This window comes from Pantoea sp. UBA5035 (genome assembly GCF_002415245.1).
GTDB classification, from domain to species: domain Bacteria; phylum Pseudomonadota; class Gammaproteobacteria; order Enterobacterales; family Enterobacteriaceae; genus Pantoea; species Pantoea septica.
Window position 1 is genome coordinate 295,166 of record NZ_DICD01000028.1, and the last position, 14,913, is coordinate 310,078.

The 14,913-nt window shown below is 61.3% G+C and carries 13 protein-coding genes, 1 tRNA gene and 1 pseudogene; 13 read left to right on the forward strand and 2 right to left on the reverse strand.

Features of this window, described 5'->3' with window-relative positions; translation table 11 throughout:
* Positions 1 to 44: 44 nt before the first annotated feature.
* Entirely contained in the window at positions 45 to 686 is a 642-nt protein-coding gene (locus tag B3229_RS20625) for a TetR family transcriptional regulator (RefSeq protein WP_033750734.1), read from the reverse strand.
* A gap of 213 nt (positions 687 to 899) precedes the next feature.
* Between B3229_RS20625 and B3229_RS20630 the strand changes: the two genes are divergently transcribed.
* The 10 genes and pseudogenes from B3229_RS20630 to B3229_RS20675 all read left to right on the forward strand — a co-directional run bounded on the left by B3229_RS20630 (position 900) and on the right by B3229_RS20675 (position 10,480).
* The gene (locus B3229_RS20630; protein ID WP_286874006.1) at positions 900 to 1,730 is read left to right on the forward strand and encodes a MetQ/NlpA family ABC transporter substrate-binding protein; all 831 of its coding nucleotides are present in this window, start codon (positions 900 to 902) and stop codon (positions 1,728 to 1,730) included.
* 11 nt (positions 1,731 to 1,741) lie between these two features.
* Positions 1,742 to 2,860 carry a methionine ABC transporter ATP-binding protein gene (locus B3229_RS20635; RefSeq protein ID WP_048782315.1) on the forward strand — a complete coding sequence of 373 codons (1,119 nt, stop codon included), beginning with the start codon at positions 1,742 to 1,744 and terminating at the stop codon, positions 2,858 to 2,860.
* Entirely contained in the window at positions 2,841 to 3,497 is a 657-nt protein-coding gene (locus B3229_RS20640) for a methionine ABC transporter permease (protein WP_286874009.1), read from the forward strand. The genes B3229_RS20635 and B3229_RS20640 overlap by 20 nt, the downstream gene beginning before the upstream one ends.
* A 110-nt stretch (positions 3,498 to 3,607) precedes the next feature.
* Positions 3,608 to 4,624 (forward strand): D-cysteine desulfhydrase, encoded by a 1,017-nt coding sequence (locus B3229_RS20645; RefSeq protein ID WP_286874011.1) that lies wholly within the window; start codon positions 3,608 to 3,610, stop codon positions 4,622 to 4,624.
* Positions 4,617 to 5,330 (forward strand): annotated as a pseudogene (locus B3229_RS20650) (aspartate/glutamate racemase family protein). The gene B3229_RS20645 and the pseudogene B3229_RS20650 overlap by 8 nt, the downstream one beginning before the upstream one ends.
* Positions 5,331 to 5,417: 87 nt before the next feature.
* Positions 5,418 to 6,422 (forward strand): ABC transporter substrate-binding protein, encoded by a 1,005-nt coding sequence (locus B3229_RS20655; protein WP_286874015.1) that lies wholly within the window; start codon positions 5,418 to 5,420, stop codon positions 6,420 to 6,422.
* On the forward strand, positions 6,419 to 7,192 hold the full coding sequence (locus B3229_RS20660; protein ID WP_286874017.1) for an ABC transporter permease: 774 nt from the start codon (positions 6,419 to 6,421) through the stop codon (positions 7,190 to 7,192). Before B3229_RS20655 ends, B3229_RS20660 begins: the two co-directional genes overlap by 4 nt.
* Positions 7,189 to 7,977, forward strand: coding sequence for an ABC transporter ATP-binding protein (locus tag B3229_RS20665; protein WP_286874020.1), 789 nt, complete (start codon positions 7,189 to 7,191; stop codon positions 7,975 to 7,977). The genes B3229_RS20660 and B3229_RS20665 overlap by 4 nt, the downstream gene beginning before the upstream one ends.
* The gene (locus B3229_RS20670) at positions 7,974 to 9,185 is read left to right on the forward strand and encodes a M20 family metallopeptidase (RefSeq protein WP_286874023.1); all 1,212 of its coding nucleotides are present in this window, start codon (positions 7,974 to 7,976) and stop codon (positions 9,183 to 9,185) included. Before B3229_RS20665 ends, B3229_RS20670 begins: the two co-directional genes overlap by 4 nt.
* On the forward strand, positions 9,182 to 10,480 hold the full coding sequence (locus B3229_RS20675) for an NtaA/DmoA family FMN-dependent monooxygenase (RefSeq protein WP_048784776.1): 1,299 nt from the start codon (positions 9,182 to 9,184) through the stop codon (positions 10,478 to 10,480). Before B3229_RS20670 ends, B3229_RS20675 begins: the two co-directional genes overlap by 4 nt.
* A 161-nt stretch (positions 10,481 to 10,641) precedes the next feature.
* Here B3229_RS20675 and B3229_RS20680 read toward each other — a convergent pair.
* Positions 10,642 to 10,717, reverse strand: a tRNA-Asn gene (locus B3229_RS20680).
* Positions 10,718 to 11,223: 506 nt separating this feature from the next.
* On the opposite strand from B3229_RS20680, the gene B3229_RS20685 reads away from it, so the two are divergent.
* Genes B3229_RS20685 through B3229_RS20695 form a run of 3 tightly spaced genes read left to right on the forward strand, consistent with a single transcriptional unit; the run spans position 11,224 to position 14,710 of the window.
* Positions 11,224 to 12,147 (forward strand): sugar ABC transporter substrate-binding protein, encoded by a 924-nt coding sequence (locus B3229_RS20685; protein WP_286874027.1) that lies wholly within the window; start codon positions 11,224 to 11,226, stop codon positions 12,145 to 12,147.
* A 32-nt stretch (positions 12,148 to 12,179) separates the two neighbouring features.
* Positions 12,180 to 13,664, forward strand: coding sequence for a sugar ABC transporter ATP-binding protein (locus B3229_RS20690; RefSeq protein WP_048781811.1), 1,485 nt, complete (start codon positions 12,180 to 12,182; stop codon positions 13,662 to 13,664).
* Positions 13,665 to 13,687: 23 nt separating this feature from the next.
* Complete coding sequence (locus tag B3229_RS20695; RefSeq protein WP_193390071.1) at positions 13,688 to 14,710, forward strand: ABC transporter permease; 1,023 nt, start codon at positions 13,688 to 13,690, stop codon at positions 14,708 to 14,710.
* Positions 14,711 to 14,913: the final 203 nt, after the last annotated feature.

Consider the following 14,913-nt stretch of genomic DNA (forward strand, 5'->3'; position numbering starts at 1 on the left):
TTGGCGTCAGTTAAGCGTAGCCCATCACAGCGTTGTCGCTTCCCTTAACCCGTTTTACGGATGTAGCGCAGCGTCGCCGTTACCGCCAGCTGGCGATTGCGGCGGACGCTCTCCTCTTCGCTGTTGTCGGGGCTGAAAAGGGCGTTGAAGGTGTAGCGGTTAGAGACGTGATGCACGCAGATGCTGCTGATCAGGCGGTGCACGTCGATGGTTTCAACCTCGCGAATAAACACGCCCTGCTGCTGACCGCGCGCCAGAATATCGTCCAGCACGTCGAGGGCGCTACGGTTCAGCGCCTTGATGCGCGGCGACTGCGAGATATAGCGGCCGCGCAGCAGGTTTTCGGTGCAGACCAGCCGCATAAAGTCGGGGTGAGAGACGTGGTAGTCAAAGCTCGCTTCCACCAGCTTGCTCATCGCCAGTTCCGGCTCCATCGCCGCCAGGTTCAGGCCGGTCTCATGCTGGCGGATCGCCTGGTAGACCTGCTCCAGCACCTCGATATAGAGCTTCTCTTTGTTGCCGAAGTGATAAACCACCATGCGTTTGGTGGTTTGCGCGTTTTCGGCGATCTGCTCCAGTCGCGCGCCCTGCATGCCGAACTCGGCGAAGGTGGTCAGGGCGCCGGCGAGAATGCGTTTTTTCAGCCCTTCAGGGTCGTTTTTTCGTTTTGGTGTGGTGTCCGACATAGCGCTCAGTAACAAATTAAATCCAGCCAGCATGGTATCACAGCCCGCCGGATCGGTCTGGCGACGCGAGCGGCTGTGTGTTTATATTCAATTCAGGAATAGCATTCCCGTAAAAATCATAATGTGGATATAAGCAACTGCGTATACTGCGGCTAACTGTCGTTGCGACGGTTAACTTTGACTCCCGCGATTATAACTTTCAGGAAACACCTTATGCACACTTACGCGGTACAGGCTAAAAATAAATTTTTGACTCTCACCACGGCGGCGCTGCTGCTGGCGGGCGCAGCGCTGGCACCGATTTCAGCGGCCTGGGCCGCCGATAAAACCTCAATCAAAGTCGGCATTATGAGCGGCGAAGATGAGGATGTCTGGCGCGAAGTGGCGAAACAGGCCGCGGCAAAAGGGTTAACGGTAAAAACCGTAGTATTTAACGACTATAACCAGCCGAACGAAGCGCTGCAGAACGGCGAAGTCGATGCGAACGCCTTCCAGCATCAGCCCTTCCTCAACAATCAGATCAAGGTCAACCACTATGACATCGTGCGCGTCGGCGACACCGCCGTCTGGCCGATCGGCCTCTACTCAAAAAAGGTCAAATCCGCAGCCGATCTGAAAGAGGGCGCGGTCATCGGCGTGCCGAACGATCCCTCCAACGAGGCGCGCGGCCTGGTGCTGCTTGAGCAGCAGGGCGTGATCAAACTGCGCGCAGGCGCGGGTATTGCCGCCACCACGGCGGATATCACCGACAATCCGCGCCACGTTCAGATCAAAGAGCTGGACTCCGGCATTATCGGCCGTTCGGTGCCCGATCTCGACGCGGCGGTGGTGAATACCGACTGGGCGCTGAAAAGCGGCCTGACCAAAGCAGACCGCATTGCGCAAGAGCCGGTGAAAGATAATCCCTACAACAACTTTATCGCGGTGAAAAAAGAGAGCGTCGACGCGCCCTGGGTAAAAACCCTGGTCGCCTCCTACCAGAACGACGCGGTGAAGAAGGTGTTTGATCAGGTCTACAAAGGCACCGGCCTGACCGCCTGGTAAGGATAGCGAGCATGACGGTATTTTCAGAGACAGTCGCTCCGCTCAGCGCGGTAGTGCGCGGCGTGGCTGAGCGGGCGGAGGAGATTGCCGCGAGCGGCGTTAGCGTGGTGCGCCTGCAAAACGTGTCGCGCCGCTTCGGCGCGACCCAGGCGCTAAAAGGGGTATCGCTCAGCGTGCGCAAGGGCGAGATCCTTGGCATTATCGGCCGCAGCGGCGCGGGTAAATCGACGCTGATCCGCTGCCTTAACGGGCTGGAGCAGCCTGACGAAGGCGAAATTGAGATTGAGGGGCAGCGGATTACCGGCCTGTCGGAGAAGCAGCTGCAAAAAGTCCGCAGCCGCGTCGGCATGGTGTTCCAGCACTTCAATCTGCTGTCGGCGAAAACCGTGGCGCAGAACGTGGCGCTGCCGCTGAAGATTGCCGGCATGGCGAAAGCCCTGCGCGCCCGACGCGTCGCGGAGCTGCTGGAGCTGGTGGGGCTGTCCGATAAGGCGCAGCACTACCCGGCGGCGCTCTCGGGCGGCCAGAAGCAGCGCGTCGGCATCGCCCGCGCGCTGGCGGCCAGCCCGGCGCTGCTGCTGTGCGACGAGGCGACCTCGGCGCTCGATCCGGAAACCACGCGTTCGATCCTCGCGCTGCTGAAATCGCTGAATCAGCGGCTTGGCATCACCATTTTGCTGATCACCCATGAGATGGAGGTGATTAAGTCAGTGGCGCATCGCGTGGCGGTCATCGACGCCGGCGAGATTATCGAGCAGGGGCCGGTGTGGCAGGTGTTCGCGCATCCGCAGGCGCAGCTAACGCGCACGCTGCTGCGCGGGCTGCTGCCGCAGCTGCCCGACAACATTGCCGCGCGTCTGAGCCAGCAAAAACAGGGCGAGGTGATCTACAACGTGCACTTCGCCGGGCAGGAGGCGCAGGGGGAGTTGCTGACGCGTTTCGCCTGCGCCTTGCCCGGCGCGTTTCGCCTGATTCAGGGCGGCGTCGACCATATTCAGCACTACGCGGTGGTGCGCTTCTTTATTGCCATTCCGGCTGACAACAGCGCCGATGAGCAACGGGTTCTCGCCTGGCTGCAGCAGCAGCAGGCTCAGGTAGAAAAGGTGGGTTATGTCGCCAGTAATGATTGATCTGCTGCTCAACGCGCTGTGGGAGACCCTGATCATGACGGCGATCTCCGGGCTCTTTTCTCTGTTCGCCGGACTGCCGCTCGGCCTGATCCTGGTGATGACCAGCCCGGGCGGCATCGCCGAACATCTCGGCGTCAACCGCGTGCTCGGCCTGATTATCAACGGTTTCCGCTCGCTGCCCTTTATTATTCTGCTGGTGGCGCTGATCCCCTTTACCCGCTTTCTGGTCGGTACCTCGCTCGGCACCTGGGCGGCGATCGTGCCGTTATCTATCACCGCCACGCCCTATTTTGCGCGCGTGGCGGAAGTCTCGCTGCGCGACGTCGATCGCGGTCTGATCGACGCGGTGCGCGCCATGGGCGCCAGCAAGCTGCGCATCGTCTGGGACGTGCTGATCCCCGAAGCGCTGCCGGGCATTCTGGCCGGCTTCGTGGTGACGCTGGTGGCGCTGATTGGCGCGTCGGCGATGGCGGGCGCGATTGGCGCGGGCGGACTGGGCGACCTGGCGATTCGCTACGGCTATCAGCGCTTCGATACCGCGGTGATGGTGGCAGTGATCGCGGTGCTGATCGTGCTGGTGTGCGGCATTCAGTGGCTGGGCGACCGGCTGGTGGCGCGCATCGATAAACGGCACTAGCGCGCTTGTGCTTTTTCCCGCAATGGATAGCACTATTTCTTTTTAAACATCAGCGCGCTACCGGCATAAAGTACCGGCAAATCCCTGTTTAACCTGTCAAGGAGTGCGCTATGCATCTCGCCCGTTTTCCCCGTCTTTCGCTGGGCCATTTTCCCACGCCGCTGGAGCCGCTGCACAATCTGACGAAGCTGCTGGGCGGCCCGCAGCTCTGGATCAAGCGTGACGACAGCACCGGCCTCGCCACGGGCGGCAACAAGACGCGCAAGCTGGAGTTTCTGCTGGCGCAGGCGCTGGCAGAAAAGGCGGACATCGTGATTACCCAGGGCGCGACCCAGTCTAACCACGTGCGCCAGACCATTGCCGGCGCGGCGCGTCTCGGTCTGAAAGCCCACGTCTTTCTCGAACAGCGCGTCAGCGACTACGGCGAAGCCTACCAGCGCTCCGGCAACGTTCTGCTCGACAAGCTGCTGGGCGGCGAAATCATTGCGCATCTGCCCAACGGGGCCGATATGCAGCAGGCGATGGAGCAGCACGCCGCGCAGCTGCGCGAACAGGGGCATCGCCCCTATGTGATCCCCGGCGGCGGCTCGAACCCAGTCGGCGCGCTGGGCTACGTCGCCTGCGCGCAGGAGCTGCTGTGGCAGTCGGCGGAGCAGCGTCTGCGCATCGATCATGTGGTGCACGCCACCGGCAGCAGCGGTACTCAGGCAGGCCTGGTGGCCGGCCTGTTCGCCAGCAACAGCGGCATTCCGGTGCTGGGCATCAGCGTGCGTGCCCCGAAAGAGAAGCAGGAGCAGAAAGTCTGGAACCTGGCGTCGCAAACGCTTGAGCTGCTGGGCGTGACGCAGCCGCTGCCGCGCGAGGCGGTGGTGGCCAACAGCGACTACGTCGGCGACGGCTACGGCCTTCCTGCGGCGAGCACGCTGGAGGCGCTGACCCTGCTGGCGCAGCACGAAGGCATCTTGCTCGATCCGGTTTACTCCGCCAAAGGCTTCGCCGGGCTGATCGATCTGATCCGTCAGGGCCGCTTCCGACAGGATGAGAACCTGGTGTTTATCCACACCGGCGGCGCGGCGGGGCTGTTTGGCTATCAGCAGCCGCTTGAGGCGAGTTTCGCTCATGGCTGAGCCGTTTCTGCTCGGCGTGCTCGGCGGCATGGGGCCGCTCGCCGCCGTCGATTTTCAGTATCAGCTGCTGCGCGCGGTGAACAGCGCCAGCGACCAGCAGCAGATACCGATGGTGGTCTGGAACGTGCCGCAGATCCCCGATCGGCAAAAGGCGCTGGCGGGCCAGGGGCCGTCGCCGCTGCCGCAGCTGATTGACGGCATTGCGCGGCTGAACCGCGTCGGCGCCAGCCATATCGTGATCGCCTGCAATACCGCGCACCACTGGTTCGAAGCGCTACAGGCCGCCAGCCGCGCGCCGCTGCTGCATATCGCCGACGCGGCGGCGGAGGCGGCAGCGGCGCTGGCACCCGCCTCGGTGGGGCTGATTGCGACGCAGGGCACGCTGGACGCGGGCTGGTTTCAGCGGCGCTTTGCGCAGCGCGGCATCGAAACGCTGCTGCCCACGGCCGCGTAGATCGCGGACTATTTTGTGCCGGGCTGCTACGCGGTGAAGCGCGGCGATATTGCGGCGGGCGGCGCGCTGCTGGCGCGTCAGGCGCAGGGGCTGCTGGATCGCGGCGCGGAGCGGCTGGTGCTGGCCTGTACCGAAGTGCCGCTGGCGCTGCGCGCGATTAGCTGGCAGCCGCCGAGCGCGGCGATCGATCCGGCAGAGGCGATGGCGGCAGTGTGCGCCCGCCTCTGGCAGCAGCAACAAAGCGCTATTTAATTACAACATACTTAAATCACGTTACGCGTTCTGCGCGTGCGGCGGCACGCTTTTGCCTGTCGTCAGGACTTCCACAAGGATAATGCTATGAAAAAGCAGTTGGGATTTTTTCTCGCCGCTAGCCTGGTCAGCGGTTTCAGCTACGGCGCCACGCCGGATGAAGTGCGTATCGCCTACAGCGGTGGCTCGCAGGTGATCATGCTGGCGAAGGCGGACGGCTCGCTGGATAAAGCGTTCGGCACCAAAGTGAACTGGGTGCAGTTCGCTTCGGGCGCGGATGCGCTGAACTACTTCGCCAGCAACGCTATCGATATCGCCAACTTCGGCTCCAGCCCGGCAACGGCGGGTCTGGTGCGCAAGCTGCCGATTGAGATCGTCGGCGTTTCCGGCGTGATCGCCAGCTACGAGCGGCTAATCGGCAAAGAGGGCATCAGGGATCTGCGCGATCTGGAAGGCAAGCGCGTCGGCTATCCGCCTAACTCCACCTCGCAGTATGCGCTGGACGCGGCGATTAAAGTACACCACCTGGACCGCAGCAAAATCACGCTGCTGCCGCTGCGTCCGGCAGAGATGGTCGCCGCGTGGAAGCGCGGCGATATTGACGCGGGCTACGTCTGGGCGCCGTTCGCCCAACAGCTGGAAGCGGCGGGCGGCCATCAGGTGTTCGCCACCAAAGATCTGCAGAAAGATGGCTACCTGATCTACAACAACTATGCGGTGCGCAAAGCCTTCGCCGAGCAGTATCCGCAAATCGTCAGCGCCTTCCTGCGCGTGCATCAGCAAAAGGTGGATGAATTCCGTCAACACCCTGAGCAAGCCGCGGCGACGGTAGCGAAAGAAGTTGGCGCGCCGGTGACCACCGCCACCAATACCCTTTCCGGGCTGGAGTATCCGTCGATTCAGGACCAGGCGACGGCGGCCTGGCTGGGCGACGGTAAAAATGCGGACGCCAGCGGCATTGGCCAGGCGCTGAGCAAGACCGCCAGCTTCCTCGCTGAAACCGGTGAAGTGCGCAAGCGGGATATTCCGGCGCACTGGAATGCGGCTATTAATCCGCGCTTCCTGCAGCAAGCTGCACACGCCGCGCCATGAAGCTGCGGACCAAAATCAGCATCAGCGTCATCTCGGTGACTCTGTTTTTTCTGCTGTGGCAAACGGCGGCTGAGCGACAGTGGGTCGATCCGCTGCTGCTGCCGTCGCTGACCGATATTGGCCTGACGGCGCAGGAGCTGGTCAGCGACGGCTATCGTCAGGTGCCGCTGTGGCAGAACATCGCCGTCAGCCTGGCGCGTTCGCTCGGCGCGTTCGCCTGCGCGATTGTTATCGGCGTGCCGCTGGGGCTGCTGATGGGGATGTCGGAGCCGCTGGCGGCGGCGCTCAATCCTTTTGTGCAGTTCCTGCGTCCACTGCCGAAAATCGCCCTGATCCCGCTGGCGGTGGTGTGGCTCGGCATTGGCGAGGCCTCCAAATTCTTTCTGATCTTTATCGCCACCTTTCTCAGCGTGGTGGTCGGCGCCCAGGCGGCGGTAGAGCGGCTGGCGCGCGCGCGCATACGCGTGGCGCAGACGCTGGGCGCATCCCCGCGCCAGATCTTTCTGCGCGTGGTGCTGCCGGATACGCTGCCCGATCTTTTCACTACCATCCGCCTGTCGGTGGGCATTGGCTGGACCTCGCTGATCGCCGCCGAAATGGTGGCTGCCAACTCCGGCCTCGGCTGGATGGTGATGAATGCCAGCGCCTATTTGCGCACCGATATCGTGATGCTTGGCATATTACTGCTCGGCGGCATCGGCTATCTGCTCGACCTGATACTGCTGGGCCTGCAGCGCTGGCTGGTGCCCTGGGCCGGGAGAGACGCATGAGCGACCCTATTTCACTGCAGCAGGTCACGCTGCGCTTCGGCGCGCTGACGGTGCTGGAAGATATCGATCTCAGCCTGACAAAAGGGGAGTTTGTGGTGCTGCTCGGCCCCTCCGGCTGCGGCAAGTCCACCATTCTCAACCTGCTGGCGGGCTTTATCCGGCCGCAGCAGGGCCGCGTGCTGTGCGGCGGCGAGCCGGTGCGGCAGCCGCATCCGTCACGCGGCATGATCTTTCAGCAGCCGAACCTCTTTCCCTGGCTTAGCGTGCTGGAGAACGTCACTTTTGGCCCGCGCCTGCGCAAGCACAACCGGGCAAAGGTCGAGGCGCGCGCGCGCGAATGGCTGAAGCGCGTCGGGCTGGCGGGCTTTGAGGATCATGCGCCCTGGCAGCTTTCCGGCGGGATGAAGCAGCGCGTGGCGCTGGCGCGCGCCTGGCTGCCTGGCCCTGAGGTGCTGCTGCTGGACGAGCCGTTTGGCGCGCTTGACGCGCAGACCCGCATGATGATGCAGGAGCTGCTGCGCGAGTCATGGCTCGCTACCCAGACCACGCTGCTGTTTGTCACCCACGACGTCGAGGAGGCCCTGTTTCTCGCCGACCGCATTCTGGTGATGTCGGCGCGGCCGGGCCGCATCGTTGAAGAAATCAGGCTGCCGTTCGGCCGCCAGCGCGATATCGAGACCCTGGCGAGCGAGCCGCACTACGGCGACATCAAACACCATGTATTACAGCGCGTGCGCCAGGAGGCGAAGCGCCATCTGACGCCCTTCACCGAGGAGGAAAAATGACCCTGGACAGGCTCCGACAGCGGCTGGAAAACAGTCTTGAACAGTATGGCGCGCGCTACGTCGAGGTGTCGAAAGCGATCTTCAGCCAGCCAGAAACCGGCAACAATGAGTACTTCGCCAGCCAGCAGCTCACGCAGCTGCTGGAGGCGCAGGGTTTTACGGTGACGCGCAACGTGGCCGGGCACGAGACCGCCTTCTACGCCGTGAAAGATAGCGATAAACCCGGCGCGACGGTGGCCTTTCTCGCCGAGTATGACGCGCTGATCGACATCGGCCACGCCTGCGGTCATAACCTGATCGGCGTGACCAGCGTCGCGGCGGCGATTGCGCTGGGCGAGACGCTGCCGCAAACCGGCGGTCGCGTGGTGGTGCTGGGCACCCCTGCGGAAGAGGGCGGTCTCGCAGGACCGGGCGGCCCCAGGGGCAACGTCAAAAAACGCTTTGTCGAGGCGGGGCTGCTCGACGGCGTCGATGCGGCGCTGATGGTACATCCGGCGGGTAAAACGCGCCTTACCGAAGCGACGCTGGCGAATAATCACCTCTATTTTCACTTCTACGGCAGGCCATCGCACGCCGCCGGCGCGCCGCACAAAGGCATTAACGCGCTCGACGCGCTGGTGCTGCTCTACAACGGCATCAGCGTGCTGCGTCAGCAGCTGCCGGACGGCGTGCGCGTGCACGGCATTATTACCAACGGCGGCCAGGCGCCGAACGTCATTCCTGAGTATGCCGCGGCGCACTACTACATTCGCGCCGACAGCCGCGAACAGGTGGAAGCGCTCGAGCCGCGCCTGCGCGCCATCGCGGAGGGCGTGGCGCTGGCGACCGGCGCACGAGTCGAGATTGACCACCAGGTCGGCCCGCGCGACTTCCGGCTTAATCCGGCGCTGGATGCGCTCCTGCTGGAGGAGCTGACGGCGGCGGGCGAGCAGGTCGATCGCTCGCCGCAGACCAGCAAAGTCTCTACCGACGCGGGCGACATCAGCCACGCGGTGCCGACGGCGCACCCCTGGCTGAAAATCGGCCCGGACGATCTGATTTTTCACACCGTGCCGTTCCGCGAGGCGGCTAATTCCGAACAGGGCTATCAGGCGCTGATCGTCGGCGCACGAGTGCTGGCGCGCACCGGGCTGCGTCTGCTGACCGATGCCGACGCGCTTCAGCGCATCAAATCCGATTTCACGGCGCAACAGAGGAGAGGATCGTGACGCAACCCTATCGCAGAAAACTCAAAACGCTGGTCGGCGCGGCCAGCGTGATCGCGGCGAGCAACGACAGCGCGCCAGATACCGGCATCAGGCGCGCCATCTCGCTGGCGAAGATAGCCGAACGCGAGAAAATAACCGGCCTGTTCACCGCTGACCTGCTCCAGGCCGATCCTGCCGGGCTGGCAGGGACGACCGGCAGTCAGGATCCGCTGATCGCGCTGGCGGCGCTGAGCCAGGCGACGTCCCATATTGGGCTGATCGCCACCGTCAGCACCAGCTGGCTGCATCCTTATCACCTGGCGCGTCAGATCGGCACGCTCGACCACCTCAGCGGCGGACGCGCAGGCTGGAACGCGGTGACCTCGTCCGTGGGCGAAGAGAACTTCGGCGAAGGCGCGCTGCCGCCGCCGGAAGCGCGCTATGCGCGCGCCAGCGAATTTATTGAGGTCATTAATGCGCTGTTCGACGCCAACCAGCCTGATGCGGTGCAGCGCACCGCCAGCGGTGGGATAAAGATCGATCCGGCGAAGCTGCAGGCGATTCACTATCGCGGCGACTATTTTCAGGTCGCCGGGCCGCTCAACGTACCGCCGCCGCCGCAGCGCCGTCCGGTGCAGTTTCAGGCCGGGCAGTCAGAGGCGGGCGTCTCGCTGGGCGCGCGCTTTGCCGAGGTGATTTACACCTCGCAGCCGACCTTCGAGGCGGCACAGGCGTTTGTTGCCGACGTGCAGCAGCGCGCGCGGCGCGTTGGTCGCGAACAGAACCCGCCGCTGATCATGAACTCCTTCCACGCCATCATCGGCGAAAGCGATGCCGACGTGGCGCGCCGCCTGCGCGAGAAGCACGAGCGGATTAATTATGATCAGGGCAGGCTACGCGTGGCCGATATGCTCGGCGGCGAGATCGATCTGCGCGATCTGCCGCTCGACCAGCCGCTGCCCGCCGCGCTGATCCCGGCGCTGGCGCAGGTGCACCGCCGTCAGGGGCGCGCCGCGATCTTCCGCAGCTTTGCGCTGGAAGGTCTGACGCTGCGCGAGCTGATTATTAAGGCGGAAGAGACCGGACACTGGTTTACCGCCGGTACGCCGGAGGCGCTGGCCGACGCCATCGAGCAGCGTTATCGCGCGGGCGTGCTGGATGTGATTTCGCTGCACGGTCTGGGGCAGCCCGATCAAGAAGATTTACTGCTGAACGGGCTGCTGCCGGAACTGCGCAGACGCGATCTGCTGGACGGTGATTATGTGGGAGATGATTTCCGATCGAGCCTGGAGCTGGCGCCGCTGCCGCAGCTTTAATCGCGCCGCAGCGTTTTCATCCGCGCTGCGTGCCTGCTTTACGCCCTGGATTGATATCAAACTGCCGGATAGCTCGCACGATGGGTTTGAAGTGTAACTCCCAATACCCTCGCCAAAAACCAAAAGCCCGCTCAGGTTTCCCTGAGCGGGCTTTTTAAATTTGGCTCCTCTGACTGGACTCGAACCAGTGACATACGGATTAACAGTCCGCCGTTCTACCGACTGAACTACAGAGGAATTGTTGGAACGGGGCGAATATTAGCGACGCCGTTCCGGCTTGTCAAAGCACGATTTCACTTTTCCTGACTGAACGCTCGCAAAAGCAGCGGTTTGCCGCTTTTTCAACAGATTCGGCGAGATTTCAAACTGCCGACAGGATCTCACTTTAAACGCATTTCCCGGCAGATGTTAGATGCGTGTCAAAGTTTTGTTATTTGCCGATGTTAAAACAACTGTTTCAGTGCTTTTATGATAAAAATTTCAAAAACAAAATTAATGGAACAAATAAACTGCTTATTATCATCAGCGGTATCATGTCGTAAAAGTGGAACGGGATTTTAAAACTATTCTGTGTAGAAACAAGTGATTGTAAAAAGGAGGGGTTGGTCACAAAAAAGCGCGATGCCCAGCACTCACCTCTGTAAACAGACCTGAAACCGCCAGCAACGTTGAGTGAATGTAAAAGATATTTTTCATTCGCGGTATCAGCGGCGTCGGCAAGTTAACGACAATAAGGGTTACCCATGAACATCAAAAAAACACTCGCTGTCACACTGTTAGCCTGCATGTTACCTGCCGCCGCGATGGCGAAAGATCTCTCCGTCGGCGTATCGATGGCGCTGTTCGACGACAACTTCCTCACTATTCTGCGTACCGCGATGCAAAAAGAGATGCAGAAAGAGGGCGTTAAGGGGCAGCTGGAAGACGCCAAAGGGGATGTCTCGCAGCAGCTGCAGCAGGTGCAAAACTTTATCGGCCAGGGCGTCGACGCCATTATCGTCAACCCGGTAGATACCAACGCCGTCAAACCCATTATGGATCAGGCCACCAAAGCCGGCATTCCGCTGATCTTCGTTAACCGCCGTCCCCAGGCGGAGCTGACCGACAAAATGGCCTATGTGGGATCGGACTCCGAACTGGCGGGCCGCCTGCAGATGGAGGCGCTGGCTAAAGCGCTGAACGGCAAAGGCAACGTCGCGATTCTGATGGGCGACCTCGCTAACGAATCGACGCGCGACCGCACCAAAGGCGTCGAAGCGGTGGTGGCTAAATATCCCGGCATCAAAGTGGTTCAGAAGCAGACCGCCAAATTTATGCGTAACGACGCGGTCGACGTGGTGAGTAACTGGCTGACCGCAGGTGACGATATCCAGGCCATCGCCTCCAACAATGATGAAATGGCGATCGGCGCGCTGCAGGCGCTGGGCAAAAACCCCAACCATATCCTGATCGCCGGCGTGGACGGCACCCCTGACGCGCTGCAGATGCTGAAAAACGGCAAGATGGTCGCCACGGTGTTCCAGGACGCGCGCGGGCAGGGCGAAGGCGCGGTGCAGGCGGCCGTTAAGCTGGCGAAGGGCGAAAAAGTGCAGAAGATCATCGATATCCCTTATCAGCTGATCACCAAAGACAATATGCAGCAGTTCGTGAACCGTAATCAGAAATAACCGATCCCGACTCAGCCGTACGGAGGTGATGTATGACCGCTTTTGCGCTTGAAGCCGAAGGCATCAGCAAGTTCTTTCCCGGTGTGAAGGCACTCGATAACGTTTCGCTGCGCGTGCGTCCGGGATCGGTTCATGCCTTGATGGGCGAAAATGGCGCGGGCAAATCCACTTTAATGAAGTGCCTGATCGGGATGTACCGTCCCGATCGGGGCACCATCCGCATTAAAGGGGAGCCGGTGCAGTTTCAGGACACCATGGACGCCTTGCGTTCCGGCATTTCCATGATCCACCAGGAGCTTAATCTGGTGCCCTACATGACCGTTGCCGAGAACATCTGGCTGGGACGGGAGCCGATGAAGTACGGCTTTGTCGATCACGGCAAGCTCAACCAGCAGACGCAGACACTACTCAACCAGCTCAATATTCGCCTCAAGGCGGACCGGCTGGTGGGCGAGTTAAGTATCGCCGCGCAGCAGATGGTGGAGATCGCCAAAGCGGTCTCGTGGAACGCCGACATCGTGATTATGGATGAGCCGACTTCCGCGCTGACCGAAAGCGAAGTGGCGCATCTCTTCACTATCATTCGCGACCTGCGCGCGCAGGGCAAAGCCATCATCTATATCAGCCACAAAATGGACGAGATCTTCGCCATTACCGATGAGATCAGCATTTTCCGCGACGGCAGCTGGGTCGGCAGCAACCACACCGCGCAGTTTACCCGTCAGTCGCTGATCACCCAGATGGTCGGGCGCGAGCTGACCCAGCTCTTTCCCAAATTCAACAACGCCATCGGCGAAGAGGTGCTGACGGTACGCGGCCTTACCAGTAAAGATCGCTTCCATGACGTTAGCTTCAGCCTGCGGCGCGGCGAAATTCTCGGCGTCGCCGGCCTGGTCGGCGCCGGGCGCAGCGAAGTGATGGAAAGTTTGTTCGGCATGGAGAGCGTCGACAGCGGCGAGGTGCTGATCGACGGCGTGCCGGTCACGATCGATTCGCCTTCGACGGCGATTGAAAAGGGCATGGCGTTTTTAACCGAGGATCGCAAAAAATCGGGGCTGTTTCTTGTGCTGTCGGTGATGGAGAACATGAGCATCGTCAACATGCCCGAGTACAGCGGCAAGAGCGGCTTCGTCAGCCACGTCAAGATGGCGCAGGACTGTATGGAGCAGATCCGGCGGCTGAATATTAAAACGCCGACCATGGATCAGATCATCAACAACCTGAGCGGCGGCAACCAGCAGAAGGTGCTGATTGCCCGCTGGCTGCTGGCGCAGCCCAAAATTCTTATCCTCGACGAGCCGACGCGCGGTATCGACGTCGGCGCGAAAGCGGAAATCTACCGTTTGATCTCTGAGCTGGCCAACCGCGGCGTGGCCATCATCATGGTGTCGTCGGAACTGCCGGAAATTCTCGGCATGAGCGACCGCGTGATGGTGATGCATCAGGGGCGGATTACCGGCATCCTCGATAAAGAAGAGGCCGATCAGGAAACCATTTTGTCGCTGGCATCCGAGTGAGGCGCGAGACACCTATGAGCAATATCAAAGCAACGGCTACTCCAACGGCTGAACATTCGTCGTTTTTCGGCAATCTGCGGCATAAATTGCCTAAAGATACCGGCATCTTTATCGTGATGGTCGGTATTGCGCTGATCTTCGAAATTGCCGGCTGGTATGTGCGCGACCAGTCGTTTCTGATGAACACCAACCGACTGATCCTGATCCTGTTGCAGGTGGCGATTATCGGCGTGATCGCGGTCGGGGTAACGCAGGTGATCATCACCACCGGCATCGACCTCTCGTCGGGTTCGGTGATCGCCCTGACCGCCGTGGTCGCGGCCAGCCTAGCGCAAACCTCCGACAGCCTGTCGCCGATGTTTCCCGCGCTGGTGAATATGCCCGCCGTGGTGCCCATCGGCGCGGGAATTGGCGTGGGTCTGCTCTGCGGCCTGGTCAACGGCGTACTCATTACCCGCACCGGGATTCCGCCTTTCATCGCCACCCTGGGCATGATGGTGTCGGCGCGCGGTCTGGCGCAGTACTACACGCAGGGCAACCCGATCAGCTTTCTCTCCGACGGCTTTACCTCTATCGGGCAGGGCGCGATGCCGGTGATTATCTTCCTGGTGGTGGCGCTGGTGTTTCATATCGCCCTGAAGCATACCCGCTACGGCAAATACGTTTATGCCATCGGCGGCAACATGACGTCGGCCAAAGTCTCCGGCATCAACGTGAATAAATATCTGGTGATCGTCTATACCATCGCCGGGGCGCTCTCTGGCCTGGCGGGCGTGGTGCTGGCGGCGCGCGTCAGCAGCGGCCAGTCGAGCATGGGGATGTCCTATGAGCTGGACGCCATCGCCGCGGCGGTGATTGGCGGCAGCAGCCTGATGGGCGGCGTTGGGCGCATTACCGGCACCCTGATTGGCGCGGTGATTCTGGGGCTGATCAAAAGCGGATTTACCTTCGTCGGCGTCGACGCCTACGTTCAGGACATCATCAAAGGCATGATTATCGTGGCCGCGGTCGCTATCGATATGCATCGCAACCGCAAAAAACGCTGATTTTTTCCAACTGCTGGCCTGCCCGCGCCTGAAAAGCCGGGCAGGCTTTTTTCTCTTTCTGAATAAGTTTTCGTGCTGGATACCGCGCTTTTTTTCGCTTCCCGTCGCGTTATCGCGTCTGTTCCGCTGCGGGTCATCACTTTTATGCACGTCTGGCTCGCAGGGTCTGCACCAGCAGAGTGCAGTCGCGGTGACCTCTTTCG

What these genes read in the sequence shown, in the direction of transcription:
- B3229_RS20625 (WP_033750734.1), bottom strand. Translation starts at nt 686, where the DNA reads ATGTCGGACACCACACCAAAACGAAAAAACGACCCTGAAGGGCTGAAA.
- B3229_RS20630 (WP_286874006.1), top strand. Translation starts at nt 900, where the DNA reads ATGCACACTTACGCGGTACAGGCTAAAAATAAATTTTTGACTCTCACC.
- B3229_RS20635 (WP_048782315.1), top strand. Translation starts at nt 1,742, where the DNA reads ATGACGGTATTTTCAGAGACAGTCGCTCCGCTCAGCGCGGTAGTGCGC.
- B3229_RS20640 (WP_286874009.1), top strand. Translation starts at nt 2,841, where the DNA reads ATGTCGCCAGTAATGATTGATCTGCTGCTCAACGCGCTGTGGGAGACC.
- B3229_RS20645 (WP_286874011.1), top strand. Translation starts at nt 3,608, where the DNA reads ATGCATCTCGCCCGTTTTCCCCGTCTTTCGCTGGGCCATTTTCCCACG.
- B3229_RS20655 (WP_286874015.1), top strand. Translation starts at nt 5,418, where the DNA reads ATGAAAAAGCAGTTGGGATTTTTTCTCGCCGCTAGCCTGGTCAGCGGT.
- B3229_RS20660 (WP_286874017.1), top strand. Translation starts at nt 6,419, where the DNA reads ATGAAGCTGCGGACCAAAATCAGCATCAGCGTCATCTCGGTGACTCTG.
- B3229_RS20665 (WP_286874020.1), top strand. Translation starts at nt 7,189, where the DNA reads ATGAGCGACCCTATTTCACTGCAGCAGGTCACGCTGCGCTTCGGCGCG.
- B3229_RS20670 (WP_286874023.1), top strand. Translation starts at nt 7,974, where the DNA reads ATGACCCTGGACAGGCTCCGACAGCGGCTGGAAAACAGTCTTGAACAG.
- B3229_RS20685 (WP_286874027.1), top strand. Translation starts at nt 11,224, where the DNA reads ATGAACATCAAAAAAACACTCGCTGTCACACTGTTAGCCTGCATGTTA.
- B3229_RS20690 (WP_048781811.1), top strand. Translation starts at nt 12,180, where the DNA reads ATGACCGCTTTTGCGCTTGAAGCCGAAGGCATCAGCAAGTTCTTTCCC.